The organism is Pseudomonas sp. 05N434 (assembly GCF_056396965.1).
Genome location: NZ_JBFTMK010000249.1, coordinates 1 through 18,160, shown reverse-complemented (window position 1 = coordinate 18,160; position 18,160 = coordinate 1). Strand labels below are relative to the sequence as shown.

Annotated in this window: 15 protein-coding genes and 3 pseudogenes; 11 read left to right on the top strand and 7 right to left on the bottom strand. The window is 58.7% G+C overall.

Annotation, left to right across the window (positions count from 1 at the left end):
• Positions 1-133: pseudogene (locus AC1DLB_RS16770) on the top strand (iron uptake system protein EfeO); the annotation flags it as partial.
• Positions 134-222: 89 nt separating this feature from the next.
• Here AC1DLB_RS16770 and pssA read toward each other — a convergent pair.
• Positions 223-1,566, bottom strand: coding sequence for a CDP-diacylglycerol--serine O-phosphatidyltransferase (gene pssA / locus AC1DLB_RS16765; RefSeq protein WP_019649652.1), 1,344 nt, complete (start codon positions 1,564-1,566; stop codon positions 223-225).
• Between the two features lie 228 nt (positions 1,567-1,794).
• On the opposite strand from pssA, the gene AC1DLB_RS16760 reads away from it, so the two are divergent.
• The 3 genes from AC1DLB_RS16760 to AC1DLB_RS16750 all read left to right on the top strand — a co-directional run bounded on the left by AC1DLB_RS16760 (position 1,795) and on the right by AC1DLB_RS16750 (position 3,878).
• Complete coding sequence (locus tag AC1DLB_RS16760) at positions 1,795-2,358, top strand: TetR/AcrR family transcriptional regulator (protein ID WP_477743131.1); 564 nt, start codon at positions 1,795-1,797, stop codon at positions 2,356-2,358.
• A gap of 56 nt (positions 2,359-2,414) precedes the next feature.
• Positions 2,415-2,891 (top strand): nuclear transport factor 2 family protein, encoded by a 477-nt coding sequence (locus AC1DLB_RS16755; RefSeq protein WP_477785303.1) that lies wholly within the window; start codon positions 2,415-2,417, stop codon positions 2,889-2,891.
• 207 nt (positions 2,892-3,098) lie between these two features.
• Complete coding sequence (locus AC1DLB_RS16750; RefSeq protein ID WP_019578834.1) at positions 3,099-3,878, top strand: TSUP family transporter; 780 nt, start codon at positions 3,099-3,101, stop codon at positions 3,876-3,878.
• Here AC1DLB_RS16750 and nudC read toward each other — a convergent pair.
• A complete protein-coding gene (gene nudC / locus AC1DLB_RS16745; RefSeq protein WP_192350470.1) occupies positions 3,846-4,676 on the bottom strand; it encodes an NAD(+) diphosphatase in 831 nt (276 codons plus the stop codon). The genes AC1DLB_RS16750 and nudC overlap by 33 nt on opposite strands.
• 6 nt (positions 4,677-4,682) lie before the next feature.
• Entirely contained in the window at positions 4,683-5,495 is an 813-nt protein-coding gene (locus AC1DLB_RS16740; protein WP_096480248.1) for a crotonase/enoyl-CoA hydratase family protein, read from the bottom strand.
• A gap of 298 nt (positions 5,496-5,793) precedes the next feature.
• Between AC1DLB_RS16740 and pncA the strand changes: the two genes are divergently transcribed.
• A complete protein-coding gene (gene pncA, locus AC1DLB_RS16735) occupies positions 5,794-6,423 on the top strand; it encodes a bifunctional nicotinamidase/pyrazinamidase (protein ID WP_019578833.1) in 630 nt (209 codons plus the stop codon).
• Between the two features lie 355 nt (positions 6,424-6,778).
• Here the strand turns inward: pncA and AC1DLB_RS16730 are convergent, their stop codons facing one another.
• The 3 genes and pseudogenes from AC1DLB_RS16730 to AC1DLB_RS16720 form a co-directional block, all read right to left on the bottom strand.
• Positions 6,779-9,040: a hypothetical protein gene (locus AC1DLB_RS16730; protein WP_477745487.1), complete on the bottom strand. Its 2,262-nt coding sequence runs from the start codon at positions 9,038-9,040 to the stop codon at positions 6,779-6,781.
• Between the two features lie 234 nt (positions 9,041-9,274).
• A complete protein-coding gene (locus tag AC1DLB_RS16725; protein WP_477785302.1) occupies positions 9,275-10,576 on the bottom strand; it encodes an ATP-binding protein in 1,302 nt (433 codons plus the stop codon).
• A gap of 3 nt (positions 10,577-10,579) precedes the next feature.
• Positions 10,580-11,191: pseudogene (locus AC1DLB_RS16720) on the bottom strand (winged helix-turn-helix domain-containing protein); the annotation flags it as partial.
• 194 nt (positions 11,192-11,385) lie between these two features.
• On the opposite strand from AC1DLB_RS16720, the gene AC1DLB_RS16715 reads away from it, so the two are divergent.
• The 6 genes and pseudogenes from AC1DLB_RS16715 to AC1DLB_RS16690 all read left to right on the top strand — a co-directional run bounded on the left by AC1DLB_RS16715 (position 11,386) and on the right by AC1DLB_RS16690 (position 17,706).
• A complete protein-coding gene (locus AC1DLB_RS16715; protein ID WP_018929112.1) occupies positions 11,386-12,543 on the top strand; it encodes an efflux RND transporter periplasmic adaptor subunit in 1,158 nt (385 codons plus the stop codon).
• A gap of 14 nt (positions 12,544-12,557) precedes the next feature.
• Positions 12,558-15,656 (top strand): multidrug efflux RND transporter permease subunit, encoded by a 3,099-nt coding sequence (locus tag AC1DLB_RS16710; RefSeq protein ID WP_477785301.1) that lies wholly within the window; start codon positions 12,558-12,560, stop codon positions 15,654-15,656.
• A 160-nt stretch (positions 15,657-15,816) separates the two neighbouring features.
• Positions 15,817-16,458: a DUF1345 domain-containing protein gene (locus AC1DLB_RS16705; RefSeq protein ID WP_019649642.1), complete on the top strand. Its 642-nt coding sequence runs from the start codon at positions 15,817-15,819 to the stop codon at positions 16,456-16,458.
• Between the two features lie 200 nt (positions 16,459-16,658).
• On the top strand, positions 16,659-17,108 hold the full coding sequence (locus AC1DLB_RS16700) for a hypothetical protein (protein WP_086944331.1): 450 nt from the start codon (positions 16,659-16,661) through the stop codon (positions 17,106-17,108).
• Between the two features lie 137 nt (positions 17,109-17,245).
• A pseudogene (locus tag AC1DLB_RS16695) lies at positions 17,246-17,512 on the top strand (transposase); the annotation flags it as partial.
• 2 nt (positions 17,513-17,514) lie between these two features.
• Positions 17,515-17,706: a transposase gene (locus AC1DLB_RS16690; RefSeq protein ID WP_225609199.1), complete on the top strand. Its 192-nt coding sequence runs from the start codon at positions 17,515-17,517 to the stop codon at positions 17,704-17,706.
• 120 nt (positions 17,707-17,826) lie between these two features.
• Here the strand turns inward: AC1DLB_RS16690 and AC1DLB_RS16685 are convergent.
• Positions 17,827-18,160, bottom strand: a 334-nt coding sequence (locus AC1DLB_RS16685) for an autotransporter outer membrane beta-barrel domain-containing protein (RefSeq protein WP_477785300.1), incomplete at its 5' end; no start/stop codon positions are given.

Sequence of the window (18,160 nt, the reverse complement as noted above, 5' to 3'; positions counted from 1 at the left end):
GTACAAAACTACAGGGGGTGGTTTTGAAACGTATGACAAGGTGAAGGACAGCGACCGCAAAGCGCTGGTCGGGCCGGTGAATACCTTGGCTGAGGACTTGTCGATGTTGCGGGGGAAGTTGGGGTTGAACTGAATATCGGCGTTGTCTGTGAAAAGATCGCAGCCTTCGGCAGCGCCCACAGGCGCGGAGCTGCCGAAGGCTGCAATCTTTGCTTTTGAACCCTACAAAATCCGATACAACAACCGCTCAATCCTGACGCGACTCACACGCTTGAGAAACTTGGCCACCCCCGCCGGGTAATCCGGCAGCGTTTGCAGATCCAGGTAACGCTCAATACGGCGGGTGTGCTGGAAAATCTCCGCCAGTTCCTTGCCACGCGGCTCCAGCAACTCGCCTTTCGGATCATCAATCAGCAACGCGTTTTCCAGGTCGAGACGGAACGCCCGTGGATTGAGATTGTTGCCGGTCAGCAAGGTGTAGCGCTGATCGATCCACATGCCCTTGAGGTGATAGGTGTTGTCGCCGTCCTTCCACAGATGCAGGTTCAGCTTGCCGCTGTCGATGTTGCGCTGATGACGCTTGGCGAAACGTCGCAGGCTGATTTCGTAGAGGTATGGCAGCGCCGCGATCACCTTGAACGGCTCACTGGGCGGGATGTAGAAATCGTTGGCGGTCTTGTCGCCGACGATGATGTCGATCTTCACGCCGCGAGCCAGGGCCCGATTGATTTCCCGGGTCACCGCCAGCGGCAGGTTGAAGTACGGCGTGCAGATGGTCAGCTGATGCTGCGCGCTGGCGATCAGCTCGCAGATGACTCGACTCAACGGGTTGTTCTTGCCCACACCGAGCAACGGACTGACCGATAAACCGCCCTTTGCCGTGCTGCCCGCCGTGGTGTCGTACGCCGCGTGCTTGAGACGGCTGCGCAGGTCGCCGATGTCGTGGCGCAGACTGCGGGTGGTCGGCAGGTTCGGCAGGTCTAGGCGATGCACCGCTTTGGAGGTGATCAAGCCGTGCTGGATCAAGTGATGCATCGAATCGGCGAGCGCCTGATTCTGCAGCAGGTGATAACGGTCGAAGCGGTACTTGTCGAATTTGTGCAGGTAAACGTTGTTCAGGCTCGCGCCGCTGTAGATCACGCAATCGTCGATCACGAAGCCTTTCAAATGCAGTACGCCGAACAGTTCGCGGGTCTGCACCGGCACGCCGTACACCGGCACTTCGCTTTCGTGGGTGCGGGTRGTTTCCTGATACCAGGCCGAGTTGCCCGGTTGCTTGCCGGCACCGATCAAGCCGCGCTGGGCGCGCAGCCAGTCCACGACCACCACCACGTCCAGTTCCGGACGTGCCAGTTTGGCCGCGTGCAGCGCATCGAGGATTTCCTGGCCGGCCTCATCCTGTTGCAGGTACAGCGCAACGATGTAGATACGCCGGGTCGCCTGAGCGATTTTTTCCAGCAGGCAACGACGGAACTCGGCAGCGCCAGAGAGGATGGTGACGGCATCGGCGGTCAGCGGAAAACTGCGCAATTTAGGCAGCAGAGAACGTTTGAAAAGCAACGGCATAGGGCTCGCAAAGGGTCGAATCCGAAGAGCCTGAGAGCTTACACCATGGATGGGTTTGGGTCTTGTTACTGTCTGTAAAGACCTCTTCGCGGGCAAGCCTCGCTCCTACGGTTTTTCGTCGTTTGGAACACAAATCCTGTAGGAGCGAGGCTTGCCCGCGAAGGCAATTTCATAGGCGCTACAAATAACTACTTGACCATGAAGAACGATCATTCTACTGTTAGCCGCATGAACGAAATCACTAGCAATGACACACGCGACATCATTCTGGATGTCACCGAAAAGTTGATCTACAAAAGTGGCATCGCTGCCACCGGCATGGATCTTCTGGTGAAAACCGCCGGCGTCTCCAGAAAAAGTATTTACCGCTACTTCGCCAACAAGGAGGAGCTTGTCGTCGCGGCCCTGCAACGCCGCGATGAGCGCTGGATGCACTGGTACCGGAGCGAAGTCGGCACGGCCCAAACCCCGGCCGAGCGGCTGCTCAACCTGTTTACCGTGCTCAAGGCCTGGTTCGTCTCCGAAGGCTTCCGCGGCTGCGCATTCATCAATACCAGCGGCGAAACCGGCGACCCGCAAGACCCGGTTCGCCTGGTCGCCAAAGACCACAAACAGAAGCTGCTCGACTACGTGCGCGAGCTCTGTACCGAACATGGCGCAACAGACCCGGAGACGCTGGCCAGACAGCTGCTGATCCTGATCGACGGCGCCATTACCGTAGCGCTTGTGATGGGTGATCACAGTGCCGCCGATAATGCGCAATGCATGGCGCGAAAGTTATTGGACCTGTAACACTTTAAATAAGCCCGACAACTTGCTTGAACGTTAATTTGATAGGGAGACTTAATATGTCTACTGCCGAAGTTCGTCCGCCATTGCCGCCGTTTACCCGTGAATCGGCCATCGAAAAAGTTCGCCTGGCCGAAGATGGCTGGAACTCCCGTGACCCGGAACGGGTGTCTCTTGCCTACACCCTGGACACCCAGTGGCGTAACCGCGCCGAGTTCGCCCACAACCGCGAAGAAGCCAAAGCTTTCCTGACCCGCAAATGGGCCAAGGAACYGGACTACCGGCTGATCAAGGAACTCTGGGCCCACGGTGACAACCGCATCGCCGTGCGTTACGCCTACGAATGGCACGACGATTCGGGTAACTGGTTCCGTTCCTACGGCAACGAAAACTGGGAGTTCGACGAGAACGGCCTGATGTTCAACCGCTACGCCTGCATCAACGACCTGCCGATCAAGGAAAGCGAGCGCAAATTCCACTGGCCACTGGGTCGCCGGCCGGATGATCACCCCGGGTTGTCTGACCTAGGTCTGTAACATCACCTCACCGATCGTTCCCACGCTCTGCGGGGTAATGCCGCCACGGACGCTCCGCGTCCGCCGTGACGCAGAGCGTCACAAGATGCATTCCCACGCGGAAGCGTGGGAACGATCGGCTCAGGTCGCCGCAGAAGTTGGATATGAGTAAGATACCGGCCTTTCCCCGCAGCCCTCTTCTGCGCCCTGCCGAATAAGCCCCATTCCATGCCTTTCGAACTCAGCGTTGACCTCACTACCCTGGCCGTTCTGGCTCTCGTCGCTTTCATTGCCGGTTTCATCGACGCCATCGCCGGTGGTGGCGGTCTGTTGACCACCCCGGCACTGCTGACCGCCGGCCTGCCGCCGCATCTGGTGCTGGGCACCAACAAACTCAGTTCGACCTTTGGCTCGGCCACCGCCAGCTTCACCTTCTACCGCCGCAAGCTGTTCCATCCACGGCAGTGGATGCACGCCATCGTCGGCACGTTGGTTGGTGCGCTCAGCGGCGCCATCGTCGCTCATTATTTGCCGGCGGAATGGCTGAACAAGATGCTGCCGGTAATTGTGTTCGCCTGCGGCCTGTACCTGTTGTTCGGCGGCACACCGAAAGCGCCGCTGGACAGCGATGCACCCATCAAGAAAAAGTGGCAATCGAGCCAAGGCTTCAGCCTCGGTTTCTATGACGGCGTGGCCGGCCCGGGAACGGGGGCGTTCTGGACCGTCAGCAGCCTGCTGCTCTACCCCATCGACCTGGTCAAGGCCAGCGGCGTGGCGCGCAGCATGAACTTCGTCAGCAACATTGCAGCGCTGTCGGTGTTCATCTTTTCCGGGCAAGTGGACTGGATTATCGGCCTGAGCATGGGCCTGTCGGTGATGGTCGGCGCCTTCTTCGGCGCGCGCACCGCCATCAGCGGCGGTGCGAAATTCATTCGTCCGGTGTTCATTACGGTGGTGCTCGGCCTGACCGTGCGCCTAGCCTGGCAGCACTGGTTCAGCGTGGCCTAAGCGCCGCGCCACGTAGACGTCGATCAGGTAGCGGGCAATCGAGCGTGACGCCGGCAACGGCGGCAGCTCGTGCACGTTGAACCACTGGGCGTCTTCGATCTCGTCTTCCTGACAGACAATCTCGCCACCGGCGTACTCGGCATGAAAACCGAGCATCATCGAATGCGGGAACGGCCAGCACTGACTGCCCATGTACTGGATGTTCTTGACCTCGATCTGCACCTCTTCGCGAACCTCGCGAATCAGGCAATCTTCGGCCGACTCACCCGGCTCGGCAAACCCCGCCAACGTGCTGTAGACCCCGGTGACAAAACGCGGCGAACGGGCCAGCAGAACCTCGTCGCCACGGGTCACCAGCACAATCATGCTTGGCGAAATACGCGGGTAGCTGCGTAAATCGCATGGCTCGCAGTACATTGCCCGCTCGCGCGGCACCTGGATCATCGCCTGCCCGCAGTTGCCGCAAAAACGGTGCTCACGGGCCCAGGTACCGATTTGCGCGGCATAGCCCAGAACCTTGTAGACGGTGTGATCGCCATCGAGCATGAACGCCCGCAGGCCTTTCCAGTTACAACCCGGCACGTCGCTGTGACTGCGCAGTTCCAGCAGGTACACCGGTTCGCCATCCAGGTGACCGATGCCGTGCTCGGCAAGAACCGACAAGTCCTGACGCTTGAGCCATTCCCGTGGAAACAGGGCGCCATTGTCATCGAACAAAAAGCCTTCGGGGCTGCGCGCCACGGCCCAGCCGCCGGGTTGATCGGTGTCCAGTACTGCAGTGGTCCAGCGTGAAGTCATGGTTAATCAATCCAGAAATTCGGGTTTCTGTTTGCTCATATGGGCGGCCATGGCCACGCGCAGATCGGTGGACTGCAGCATGGCGGCGTTCCACGTGGCGACGTATTCAAGGCCGTCGTCGATGCGATGGTCGCGCATGTAGCTGATCATCTCTTTGGTACCGGTGATGGCAATCGGCGACTTGCTGGCGATTTCGCGGGCAATCCCCATCACGCCTTCAAGCAGGCTGGCGGTGTCGCTGTAGACGCGATTGACCAGGCCAATGTTACGCGCTTCTTCGGCGCCAAAGGTGCGACCAGTGTAAGCCAGTTCACGCAGCATGCCGTCACCGATGATCCGCGGCAAGCGTTGCAAAGTGCCAACATCGGCCGCCATGCCGATATCGATTTCCTTGATGGAAAATTGCGCGTCCTCAGCCGCGTAACGCATGTCGCAGGCCGAAATCAGATCGATGGCGCCACCCAGGCAATAACCCTGCACCGCCGCCAGCACCGGTTTGCGGCAGTTGTCGACGGCGTTGAACGACGCTTGCAGCGCCAGGATCTTGCGCCGCAGCAGGCGCGCATTGCGGCCGACGTCCTTGCCCAGTTCATTGGCCACACCGGCGAGCATCATCAGGTCGATACCGGAAGAAAAATGCTTGCCGGCGCCACTGAGCACCACCACCCGGACTTCATCGGTATCGTCGATCCACTGGAAAATCTCGATGATCTCGCTCCAGAACGCGGCGTTCATCGAGTTGATCTTGTCCGGACGGTTGATCTGCACATGGGCGATGTTATCGGCCAGTTCGACGCTGAAGGCGGTGTATTGAGACATGGCAGTGATCCTTTACCGGACAGAAAATGAAGCCCGAACTATAACAAGGCATCTGTGTCGGCAGTAAGGCAGCGGTTCGGCCAAATACGGGACTGGCTTCTGGATTTTCAGCGTCTGGACGGGCCTCTTCGCGGGCAAGCCTCGCTCCTCCTACAACGATACGAGTGCCCCTGTAGGAGCGAGGCTTGCCCGCGAAGGCCACACCACCGATCTATTCACTGCCTCATGAAATCGTCTTGGCGCAAGAACAAAGTTGTCACTATGCTTGCGCCTGACTTTCCAAGGAGGAACCCTACCCATGCCGATTTCTTCACGCGCTGCCTTACTGGTCATCGACGTACAAAACGACTTCATTCCCGGCGGTCAATTGCCGGTGCCGGAGGGTGACCTGATTGTGCCCCTGATTAATCGTCTGGGTCGCCAGTTCAAACAGGTCATCATTGCCCAGGACTGGCACCCGCCCGGCCACGCCTCGTTCGCTTCCAGCCACCCTGGGCACAAGCCTTACGACGTGATTCAGTTGCCTTACGGTGAACAGACCCTGTGGCCGGAGCATTGTGTTCGCGCCACGCCCGGCGCCGAGTTCCACCCGGAGCTGGACCTGCCCCACGCCCAATTGATCATCCGCAAGGGCTGCAACCCGGACATCGACAGTTATTCGGCGTTTCTGGAGGCGGATCGAACCACGACCACCGGTTTGGCCGGGTACCTGAAAGAACGCGGCATCGACACGGTTTACATGGTTGGGCTGGCACTGGATTTCTGCGTGATGTTTTCTGCGCTGGATGCGCGGGCGGCGGGGTTCAATGCGTTTGTGGTGATGGATGCTTGCCGCGCGATTGATCTGGAAGGGTCGCTGGCGGCGGCGATTGAGCGGATGCAGGTGGCGGGGGTCGGGTTGATTGAGTCAGCCGAACTGCTCGACTGAACTGTTGAACGTTTCCCCGCCTGGTTCGTAGCAGCTGCCGAGCTTGCGAGGCTGCGTTCGAGGACGCAGTCCTCGCAAGCCCGGCGGATGCGGTTTTCCCGAAAAGAACCGGTTACCTGGTTTTACGAGTGCTGCGCACTCGAACGCAGCCTCGCAAGCTCGGCAGCTGCTACAGGTCAGGGCCGCCGCTCAGGTTCGGAAAACCTACAAATGAACCGCCGGTTTCTCGCAGTCACACTGATGATGGAAAGACTGACCACCTCGATATCACCCGCGCCAGTGGTGCAGACGTGCAGCAGAGTGCTCATGCGGCGACGCTGCTGCGCGATGGGGATATACGCCAGAAGTAGTTATCTCAGAAAGAGAATGAAAAATTATCCAATATTAACCAATCTCCTTCTGGGTTTTGGATCTCAATCCGCACAATACCGGTCTCAGAAAAAACAATTTTATTTGCAGAATTCAAGTTCAAAAGCAAAAATTGCTGCCCTAACAAGCCGTTCACCCCATAAAAATATGCGACATTCGTGGCGACATTCGTCGCCCCGTACCAGAACGAAACTTCGTTGCATGGTTTTTTCAAGTTTAACGCAATGCGTTGTGCTCCCGAGTCTTTGTAACCTATATGTAAAACTTGAAGTTCTGTTTTCTCCGGAATGGTAATAAAACCATCTGTAGTCGGTGCGATCCCCGTCATCCCGCCCCCTGATACAAATCCTATTCTCATAACCGAGGTTTCGATCGTCTGACCTGAAACTATAATCTGTGTCAATTGGTTATCAAAATTTTCAGTGAGCGTACGCTGCACAGTCAACTCACGTATCGGAAACAAAACTGACCTGACCTGATCAGTGTTCTGGCCGAGCAAAACACTCAAGCTCACATTTGCCTTACTGTCATGTTTCAGACCTGCCAGTTCTTTTCTCCGCAACGGCACACTCAGTCCGGAACTCACTTCCTTCGTTGTTACTTTAAATGCTTTAAGTAGCGGAATCACATACTCGCCGCCTCCGCTATCGATCCCGACGCACTTGAGTTCAACTTCTTGTCCTTCCCGAATCCCCAACCAAGGCAGCACCTTCACCTCGGCATCGCCTTCAAACTTGCTGAAATCCAACACCTTGTCATCCGGCGCTTGAGGCACCTTCGGCGTTGGCAGTCTCGGATCCCCGTCGACAATTTTCTGCACCGTCAACAATGTCGGCTTCGAGCGAGTCTTGACGCCGTTTCGCGTCAGCTCCCACGGCAATCGGATCACTGTGCCGTGCCGAGCAACCAGATCCTGAATCGTCAGGGTGTTATTAACCCGCTTATTGGCATTGAACGCCTTGGCGGGAAACATCGGAAAACCCTCTGCCGTGACGGGACGGACAAGTTGAAGGCCTGTGTCGCCCGTTTGTGCCTTCGCAAACTCGATTCTAGCGATCAAGCCTTCCGGGTAGGCCAACGGATCAACTACCAACCCCGGCACGCCGACCACTGTCACCAGCGGCAGCTCGATCAGCGCCTCCCCAATCACGTCAACCGTGGTCGTGAAGGATCGCCCTACTTCCTTGCCACCGCGCAGCAACTTGTATTTGAATCTGGCCGAACCGCCCACTGCCCTGACGAACTGTGCGTGGGGCACCGGTAGTTTGTAAATGAACGGTGCGCGATCCACGGTTTCCTTGAGAACCAGCACCTCGGACGAGTCCGTCGCCGAGGTGAACGTGCAGGTCAGCTCAATGATGTCGCCCCTGAGCCATGAACGTTGCGCGTGGACTTGAGCAATCGCTGGTTGGCCTGCGAGCTTGCCCAAATCGATGCTATCCGGATCGTCCGAGGCGTCGTTCGGGTCTTCGCTGACCAGCGGTGGCTCGTACCAAGTGCCGTTCAGGCTGACGAACAGTTCGATGGCCGCCGACCACAGGGCATCCAGATCCACGCTGTTACCGATCCAGTCCCATACGGTATAGGTCACGACACACTTGGGTGTGTCACCAATCTTTTTGAACACTGCTTCGTCGATCAAGATCTCCACGGGCTCGCCGGACTTCGCCTCATCCTCTGAAACCTCATGCTCAATCGACTCGCCGCCGCATCTTACGCGGATCTTGTCGAACGCTCGGGTCAGGGGATAGAAGGCCGTGCAGATCACACCTTGCCGGGCTTGCTCAGGGTATACACCGTCGTCCACCACCTGTGGCGGCAATACATTGATCCCCAGTTCAGAGTGCGACTCGTGATTACCTTCGAGATCTTTAAGACCTGGCCGTCGCTTGTGAAACCAGGCTCGCAACGTCGTCGACGAGTCAATGTTTTCCGAGCCGCGCCGGATGCTGTAGTAGATTTCATTGAGCCCGTCGAACAGCGCTTTTACCGGCAAATACAGAATGAAGCGTTTGTCGGTCAGTGACTCGACGATAGCGACCGACACTACAACGCCGTTGAGATAGAGGTCGATGTTGTCACCGACTTCCTGCTCCAGATAGCCGTCAACAAAGACTTTCACCCCTTCAGGGTAAAGGTAGGTCAGCGCCAGCGGAATCCCTCCATGAGCATTGATCGGGGCAGGTACGGTATCTTTCCAGCCTGGAATTCGTGGGGCGTAAAGGGTCAGCAGGTGAATGTCGGTCATCGCAGCGCTTCCTGTCAGTGACACCGCTCCAGGTGCAGAGAGGCTTCATTTATATGAGAGCGCTAAGGCCGGAGGCTTGGCTACTGTCATATCTGACAGGTAGGGACTGATTATCGCTACCGTCTGTCAGCTGGAGCTTCGGCAGTCTTTCTGCCGTACCAATTAGGCTGGTTCTACGAGTGCTGCGCACTCGAACGCAGCCTCGCAGGCTCGGCAGCTGCTACAACGAATGCGTCAGGCCGAGGTGGGCAGCCACAAACGGAACCGTGCGCCGCCCAATGGTGATGCCTGCGCGGTCAGCGTGCCGCCCTGCGCTTCCAGTGCTCGGCGGCTGATTGCCAGCCCCAGGCCAAACCCGCCTGTGGCGCGATCCCGACTGCGATCCAGCCGATAGAACGGCTCAAAGATCCGCTCCCGCTCTTCATCGGGAATGCCAATGCCATCGTCATCCACCCAGATCTCACAGCCTTTGGCGCACACCTGCACACCAATCTGAATCCGTTTCTCGCAATAGCGCATGGCGTTGCGCAGCAGGTTCTGGATCGCCCGAGCGGTCAATCTCGGATCCAGCGAGAAGCGTTCGAGCTGACCGTGCAGCAGCACATCAATGACGATTTCCGGTGACTCAAGCTCTTCATCGACGCTGCCCAAAATACTGTCGATGAATTCATCCAGCGACACCTCGACCTGATCCGGCAGCCGAGCCGGGTTTTGCAATCGGCTGTAGGACAGCAGCTCCAGCACCAGCTCATCCAGTTCGCGAATGTGCGCGACCAGGCCTTGCAGGCGTTCCCGGCTGGTGGACGGCAAGTCGTCGGACAGCGCCAGGGCCAGGCCGAAATCCAGCCGCGTCAACGGCGTGCGCAATTCGTGGGACACGGCGTTGAGCAAGTCGCGCTGCTGGTTGAGCAGGTTTTCGATGTCGCCGGCCATGGTGTCGAACACGTTGGCCAGGCTGCCGATGTTGGAGCTGGGGGAAATCTGCGTGCGCTCGCTCAGGTGGCCCTTGCCGAAGCGTTCGGCGGTGCTTTTCAGACGTTCCAGGTCGCGCCAGTGCGGGTGCAGCCACAACAACAGGCAGGCCAGCATCGTCRCACCGATCAGCACGTTGATGCTCCAGTACAACCAACTGACATCCGTGGGGTCCGGTGGCACGACCATCTCCACCACCATCTGCTCGTTCRACGGTGTCACCGCCAGGGTGCGCCAGCCCCAGTCGCCGATGCGTACCACGTTCTCCCCGCGCTGCAAGCGTTCGCGCTCATCCAGGGTAAATTCGGTATCGTCGTTGCGGGTCAAAATGATGTGCAGCGGCTGGAACTCCTTGTCCATCTCCGCCGCCAGCGCCGGCCACTGCTCGACAGGCACCGTACGAAACTGTTTGACGATCAGCGTTTGCAAACCTCGGGAGTAATCGAGGTTGTAGGTCACAAAACGCTCATGGAAGACCTTGATCACCAGGTCCGGCACCAGGTAGATCGCCGCGCTGAACGAAACGATGGTCACCAGGTACAGACGAAACAGGATTCTGAACATGGTTCAGCATTCCCACTCGGAGCGGCTGAACAGGTAGCCCTTGCCCCACACGGTCTTGATCTTGCGCGCCTCGCCGGCGTGGTCGTCGAACTTGCGTCGCAGTTTGGAGATGGCCACGTCCACCGAGCGGTCGGTACCGTTGAATTCGATACCGCGCAGGCGTTGCAGAATCTGGTCACGGCTCAGCACCTCGCCGGCATGCCGGGCCAGCACCACCAGCAAGTTGTATTCGCCGCTGGACAGCTCGACCAGTTGCCCACGCCAGGTCACAGTGCGCTCGGACAGGTCGATGCACAGGTTGCCCATGAGAATGCGGTCATTAGCGGTCTGTGGTTCGCTGAGGCTGCTGCGACGCAACAGCGTGCGTACGCGAGCCAGTAACACACGGGGCTCGCAAGGTTTGGTGACGTAGTCGTCTGCGCCCATTTCCAGGCCCAGCACCTGATCGTGGCTGTCGTCAYGGGCGGTGAGCATCAGGATCGGCAACGTCGCCGAATCGGCCCGCAGCAAGCGGCAGACCTGCAAGCCGTCGAGCCCCGGCAGCATCAGATCGAGAATCACCAGGTCCGGCGGACTGACCCGCGCGCGTTCGCGTACATGATCGCCGCGGCTGATCTCCTACTGTAGGAGCGAGGCTTGCCCGCGAAGGCGGCCTGACCGTCGCAAAAAGTTTCAAGCTGCGAAGGATATACGCCCTCACGCATACGCGAGCAAAACCCTTACACAATTTCACACAGCACCAACAAAGCTTCACCGCTACCCTCATCGACTCCCCGTAGGATGCGGGTAGTCATTATTGGGGTATTTCCATGTCAAAGAACCTGCTTGCCACGCTCAGCCTGATTGCCCTGGCGTTGACGCTGAGCGCTTGTGACCAGTCTTCGACCGCCGAAGAATCGGCACCGCTGGCCACGGTGCGCATCGAAACCGTCGAAGCTCGTCCTCTGTCAATCAGCAGCGACTTGAGCGGGCGGATTGCCGCGCCACGGATTGCCGAAGTGCGTGCCCGGGTTGCCGGCGTGGTGTTACAGCGGGTCTTCCGCGAAGGCAGCGACGTGAATAAAGGCGACGTTCTGTTCCGTATCGACCCGGCCCCCTTCAAGGCCGACCTGGACAGCGCCGAAGCCGCGCTGCGCAAGGCCGAAGCCAACGCGTTCCAGGCCAGATTGCAGGAGCAGCGTTACGCCCAATTGATCGAAGGCAACGCCATCAGCGCTCAGGATTACGACAATGCCCGAGCCAATGCCCGGCAGACCGCCGCCGATGTCGCCGCCAACAAAGCCGCGGTGGAGCGGGCGAAATTGAACCTCGGTTATGCCACCGTCACCGCGCCGATTTCCGGGCGCATCGGCCGCGCGCTGGTGACTGAAGGCGCGCTGGTGGGGCAGAACGAAACCACGCCGCTGGCGCTGATTCAGCAGTTGAACCCGATCCACGCCGACCTGACCCAATCGACCCGTGAACTCAACGATCTGCGCCGGGCCTTCCGCTCTGGCCAGTTAAAGGAAGTGGGCCAAGGCCAGGCCAAAGCCACGCTGATCCAGGACGACGGCAGCCTTTATCCGTTGCCCGGCAAGTTGTTGTTCACCGACATCACCGTCGACCCGGGCACCGGTCAGATCATTCTGCGCAGCGAGTTCCCCAACCCGGACCTCGACTTGCTGCCGGGCAGCTTCGTTCGCGTACGTCTGGAGCAAGCGTTCAATCAGCAAGGCATCAGCGTGCCGCAACGGGCCATTCAGCGTGACAGCGCCGGTGTCGCCCAAGTGCTATTGCTCGACGCCGAACAGCGGGTCGGCCAGCAACCGGTAGAGCTGGGCCCGGTGCAGAACGATCGCTGGATCGTCACCCGCGGCCTCAAGCCCGGTGACCGCATCGTCACTGAAGGCCTGCAACACGCGCGCCCCGGTGAGAAAGTCCAGATCGACAACACCCCTCTTCCACTTGCCCAGGTTTCTGGCCAGTAAGCAGGACGCTTTTTATGCCGCAGTTCTTTATCGATCGCCCGGTGTTCGCCTGGGTGGTTGCCCTGTTCATCCTGCTGGCCGGTGCGTTGGCCATTGGGCAGTTACCCGTGGCGCAATACCCGAACGTTGCGCCGCCGAAAGTCGAAATCTACGCCACCTACCCCGGCGCTTCGGCGCAGACCGTGGACGAAAGCGTGGTCAGCCTGATCGAGGGAGAACTCAACGGCGCCGACCATCTGCTGTACTTCGAATCCCAGAGCAGCCTCGGCAGCGCCACCATCACCGCGACGTTCCAGCCGGGCACCAATCCGGAAATGGCCCAGGTCGATGTGCAAAACCGCCTCAAAGCGGTTGAGTCGCGCCTGCCTCAGGCGGTCACCCAGCAAGGTTTGCAGGTGGAGAAAGTCYCCGCCGGTTTCCTGTTGCTGATCACCCTCACCTCCAGCGACGGCAAGCTCGATGACGTGGCGCTCAGCGATTACCTGGCGCGCAACGTGATGAACGAGATCAAGCGTCTGGACGGCGTCGGCAAGGCCCAGTTGTACGGCGCCGAGCGGGCGATGCGGATCTGGATCGACCCGCAGAAGCTGATCGGCTTCAACCTGACTCCGGCTGACGTCAACGCCGCTATCGTCGCGCAGAACGCTCAGGTTTCCGCGGGCAGCATCGGCGACTTGCCGACCCGTACCACTCAGGAAATCACCGCGACCGTTCTGGTCAAAGGCCAGTTGTCGACACCTGAAGAATTCGCCGACATCGTGCTCAAGGCCAATCCTGACGGCTCCAACGTGCGCATCCGTGATGTWGCGCGGGTCGAGATCGGCAGCCAGGAATATCAGTTCTCCACACGCCTGAACGGCAAACCGTCCACCGCCGTCAGTGTGCAACTGTCACCGGGGGCCAATGCCCTGAGCACCGCAACGCTGGTGCGGGCGAAGATGGATGAATTGGCGCGCTATTTCCCGGCCGGTGTCGAATACAAGATCCCGTACGACACCTCGCCCTTCGTCAAAGTCTCGATCACCAAAGTGGTTTACACCCTCGGCGAGGCGATGGTGCTGGTGTTTGCGGTGATGTTCCTGTTCCTGCAGAACATCCGCTACACGCTGATCCCGACGCTGGTGGTGCCGGTGGCGTTGATGGGCACGTTTGCGACCATGCTCGCGCTGGGCTTCTCGATCAACGTGCTGACCATGTTCGGCATGGTGCTGGCCATCGGCATCCTGGTGGACGACGCGATTGTGGTGGTGGAGAACGTCGAACGAATCATGGCCACCGAAGGCCTGTCGCCCAAGGAAGCGACGCGCAAGGCGATGAAGCAGATCACCGGCGCGATCATCGGCATCACCCTGGTGCTGGTGGCGGTATTCATTCCGATGGCGTTCATGCAGGGCTCGGTCGGGGTGATTTACCAACAGTTCTCGCTGTCGATGGCCACGTCGATCCTGTTCTCGGCATTCCTCGCCCTGACGTTGACCCCGGCGTTGTGTGCGACGCTGTTGAAGCCGATTGCCAAAGGCGAGCATCACGAAAAAGCCGGATTCTTTGGCTGGTTCAACCGGCGCTTCGAACAATTGACCGAGCGTTATCAGGGCTGGGTCGCCTATGCGTTGAAACGCACCGGTCGTTACCTGTTGATTTATGGCGTGCTGCTAGTCGGCCTGGGACTGTGTTTCAGTCGTCTGCCCTCCTCGTTCCTGCCGGTGGAAGACCAGGGCTACACCATCACCGACATCCAACTGCCACCGGGCGCGAGCAAGAATCGCACAATAAATGTGGTGGAGCAGATCGAAGCACACAACGCCACCGAACCGGGCGTCGGCGACAGCACAGTGATTCTCGGCTTCAGTTTTTCCGGTAGCGGGCAGAACGCTGCGCTGGCGTTCACCACGCTCAAGGACTGGTCGGATCGGGGCAGCGACGACTCGGCGAGTTCCATCGCCGATCGCGCCAACATCGCGCTGAGCCAGATCAAGGATGCCATGGCTTTCTCGGTGCTGCCGCCGCCGGTTGACGGTCTCGGCACCTCCAGCGGTTTCGAGTTCCGCTTGCAGGACCGTGGCGGCCTCGGCCATGCCACGCTGATGCAGGCGCGTAGCCAGTTGCTGGCGGCCGCCGAGAAGAGCCCGATCCTGATGAATGTGCGCGAAAGCGCCCTGGCCGAAGCGCCACAGGTTCAGCTGGAAGTCGACCGCAAACAGGCCAATGCCCTGGGTATATCCTTTGCCGACATTGGCAATGTGCTGACCACGGCGGTCGGATCAGCCTACATCAACGACTTTCCCAACCAAGGGCGAATGCAGCGAGTGGTGGTCCAGGCTGAAGGCGATCAACGCAGCCAGGTCGCCGATCTGCTGAAGATTCACGTGCGCAACAACGCTGAAAAAATGGTGCCACTGTCGGCCTTCGTCCGGGCCAACTGGACCCAGGGCCCGGCGCAATTGACYCGATACAACGGCTACCCGGCCATTAGCATTTCCGGCGAACCGGCGCCCGGTTACAGCACTGGCGAAGCCATGGCGGAAATCGAACGGCTGGTGGCGCAAGGCCCGGCGGGGTTGGGGCAGGAATGGACCGGGTTGTCGTTGCAGGAACGCTTGTCCGGTAGTCAGGCGCCGATGCTGCTCGGTCTGTCGCTGCTGATCGTGTTCCTGTGCCTGGCGGCGCTGTATGAGAGTTGGTCGATTCCGACCTCGGTGCTGCTGGTGGTGCCGCTGGGTGTGCTCGGCGCGGTCCTGGCTGTGACCCTGCGCGGGATGCCCAACGACGTGTTCTTCAAGGTCGGGCTGATCACCATCATTGGCCTGTCGGCGAAGAACGCAATCCTGATCATCGAGTTCGCCAAAAGCCTGTATGACGAAGGTCATGACCTGATCGATGCCACGCTGCAAGCGGCGCGCCTGCGGTTGCGGCCGATTGTGATGACATCGCTGGCGTTCATTCTTGGGGTGGTGCCGTTGGCGATTGCTACCGGGGCCAGTTCCGCAAGCCAGCAGGCGATCGGCACCGGGGTGATCGGCGGGATGATCACGGCGACATTGGCGGTGGTGTTTGTACCGGTGTTTTTTGTGGTGGTGATGAAGTGGGTGCGCAAATCCGCCAAACCCCACTGACTCCACCTGTAGGAGCTGCCGCAGGCTGCGATCTTTTGACTTTGCTTTTAAAGATCAAGATCAAAAGACCGTCCGAACGCGGCCCGAGCCTTCGGCAGCTCCTACAAAAGCGACGTCGCGTGCGCTATGGTGCTGGAACGCACCATCAAAGTGAGTCTCCATGCCCTTCCTCGCCCGCACCCACCCTCGCCTGTCCGCCGCCGCCACCCTTGGCGTCGCGGCAGGCATTCTGGCTCCGGCCGACTCGATCCTCGGCAAAATCCTCATCGGCTGGAATGCCGGGGTCTGGACGTATCTGGCCCTGATCATCTGGCTGACCATGCGTTCCAAAGCCGACGACGTGAAACGCATCGCCGAAGTCGAGGACGAAAACGCCGGGCTGGTGCTGTTCACCGTGAGCATGGCTGCACTGGCCAGCCTCGCCGCCATCACCCTCCAACTAGCAGGCAGCAAAGATCTGGACACCTATCACCGGCTGTTGCACTACGGCTTTACCGGGATGACCGTGATCGGCTCGTGGCTGTTGATCGGGGTGATCTTCAGCGTGCATTACGCCCGGTTGTATTACACCTGGGAAGGCAAGGAACCTGCGCTGCGATTTGCCGAAGGGCTGACAACCCCCAATTACTGGGACTTCCTGTACTTCTCGTTCACCATCGGCGTGGCGGTGCAGACCGCGGATGTCGGCGTCGCCACGCGGGAATTGCGCAAGATCGTGCTAGCGCAATCGTTGATCGGGTTTGTGTTCAACACGGCGATATTGGGGTTTTCCATCAACATTGCCGCCGGTTTGTTCAGCTGACGACCGCCCCCTGCTCTGTTCAGCCTGGATACCAGCGTTTTGTGCCTGCATGCTGAGGCCATCCATTCACAGATTTTGACAGCTGTAACCTGTCAGGTTTGACAGTTTACAACCCGTCAGGAAAACGCTTCCATGGTGCATCCAGAGTTAGGGTCGGACGGCCTTTGGATACTTCCTTTTAGTGAACGGAGATCCTATTCATGAACGCTGTAATCAAACAAATCAGCTTTGCCCCAGGTAACTATGTTACTGCGAAGGCTTTCGCCAACACTGGTACACCCATCGAGGATTTCATTGCCACTTCCCGACTGATAGACCAGGTAAAAGTCGGCGTTCAACAACTTGATGCCGTACAGATTACGGCCATCGATCGACCCGCTTCGAATACTAAAGCCAAAAGCTATCCGGCACGTGAAATTATCATCATCCTCCCCAAGGACTACCCGGTGGGCAAACATGCGATCAAAAGCAGTCCCGATGTGGCACTCAGCTTTAAAGACGACACCGTGGTAAGTGAAGCCATTTCAGGCGAAATCGAAATCGAACCGGCTGTCGGCAGCGCTAACGTCAAAGCCAAGTTCAAGGTGAGCGTAGAGAATGCCGACGGAACTACATTTCAGCTCGATGGCGATCTTCAAGTTTTGAAATGATAACCGCTGTGTAAACCTTATTCAGGACGGGACACACAGTCAAAAAAAGGGAAGCCAGCGCAGACCGTGTGAAAACCTAGCAATCTGCTGGCCGGTTAAAGAAAATGCCCGTATCGCAAGATACGGGCATTTTTCTTATGCGCTATATCCAAGGTAAAAACCACGCCCAGACCGCACTGTTTCCAGTGTCKCTGGACGAACTTATTCCCGATGACCATCTGGTTCGCGTCATCGAAGCCTATGTTTCGCTTCTGGACTTTGAGCAACTGGGTTTCGACAAAGCCAGACCCAAGGCCACCGGACGTCCTTCATACGATCCTGCCGATCTGCTCAAACTCTATCTGTACGGTTATTTTCAGCGTATTCGCTCCTCGCGACGGCTCGAGGCCGAGTGTCAGCGCAATTGATGGTTAGCCGGCGATCCATCGTCGAACACCCTTTCGGCAATCTCAAGCAATGGCTATTTGGCAATGGCCGGTTCTTGCTGAGACAGCTGAAAGGCGCCCGAGCCGAATTGGCATTGGCGGTACAAGCCTACAACCTGAAAAGGGCGATCAAGGTGCTGGGAGCACAAAAGCTGATGGCGTTGATGGGCTGAGAGGCCCTTTATTTTTCAGATTTCAGAAAAGCAAATGCCCCGACAAGTCGGGGCATTTGCTTTAAACCGCGGCAGACTGCGTTTTCACACGGTCTGCCGCGCTTCCCTTTTTCATTCGCGTCAGAACTTGTAATGCGCCCCCATGTTCACGCCAAAGTCCTTGGTAACGCCATCGCCCTTGCTGGTATCCAGTTCCGCGTGTAGCTGCCAGCGGTCATTGAGGGTCCAGGATGCTCCGGCGGCAACCTCCAACCGGCTGCCGGACAAATCATTGTTGAATTTATTGTTATTGACGCGCACCTCATTGRTCTTCACGAACTCATGAACGCCAGCAACACGCACATGAGGTTGCAGGACGCTGCCGTCAGACAGCTTCATGCCACGTCCCAGCGTTACACCCGCCTTGCCGAGCATGGAACGTGTGGTGTCGGCGTCGACCTTCAGGCCATTGTCC

Coding starts and splice junctions, on each gene's coding strand:
- AC1DLB_RS16760 (WP_477743131.1), top strand. CDS start 1,795: ATGAACGAAATCACTAGCAATGACACACGCGACATCATTCTGGATGTC.
- AC1DLB_RS16750 (WP_019578834.1), top strand. CDS start 3,099: ATGCCTTTCGAACTCAGCGTTGACCTCACTACCCTGGCCGTTCTGGCT.
- nudC (WP_192350470.1), bottom strand. CDS start 4,676: ATGACTTCACGCTGGACCACTGCAGTACTGGACACCGATCAACCCGGC.
- AC1DLB_RS16740 (WP_096480248.1), bottom strand. CDS start 5,495: ATGTCTCAATACACCGCCTTCAGCGTCGAACTGGCCGATAACATCGCC.
- pncA (WP_019578833.1), top strand. CDS start 5,794: ATGCCGATTTCTTCACGCGCTGCCTTACTGGTCATCGACGTACAAAAC.
- AC1DLB_RS16730 (WP_477745487.1), bottom strand. CDS start 9,040: ATGACCGACATTCACCTGCTGACCCTTTACGCCCCACGAATTCCAGGC.
- AC1DLB_RS16715 (WP_018929112.1), top strand. CDS start 11,386: ATGTCAAAGAACCTGCTTGCCACGCTCAGCCTGATTGCCCTGGCGTTG.
- AC1DLB_RS16705 (WP_019649642.1), top strand. CDS start 15,817: ATGCCCTTCCTCGCCCGCACCCACCCTCGCCTGTCCGCCGCCGCCACC.
- AC1DLB_RS16700 (WP_086944331.1), top strand. CDS start 16,659: ATGAACGCTGTAATCAAACAAATCAGCTTTGCCCCAGGTAACTATGTT.
- AC1DLB_RS16690 (WP_225609199.1), top strand. CDS start 17,515: ATGGTTAGCCGGCGATCCATCGTCGAACACCCTTTCGGCAATCTCAAG.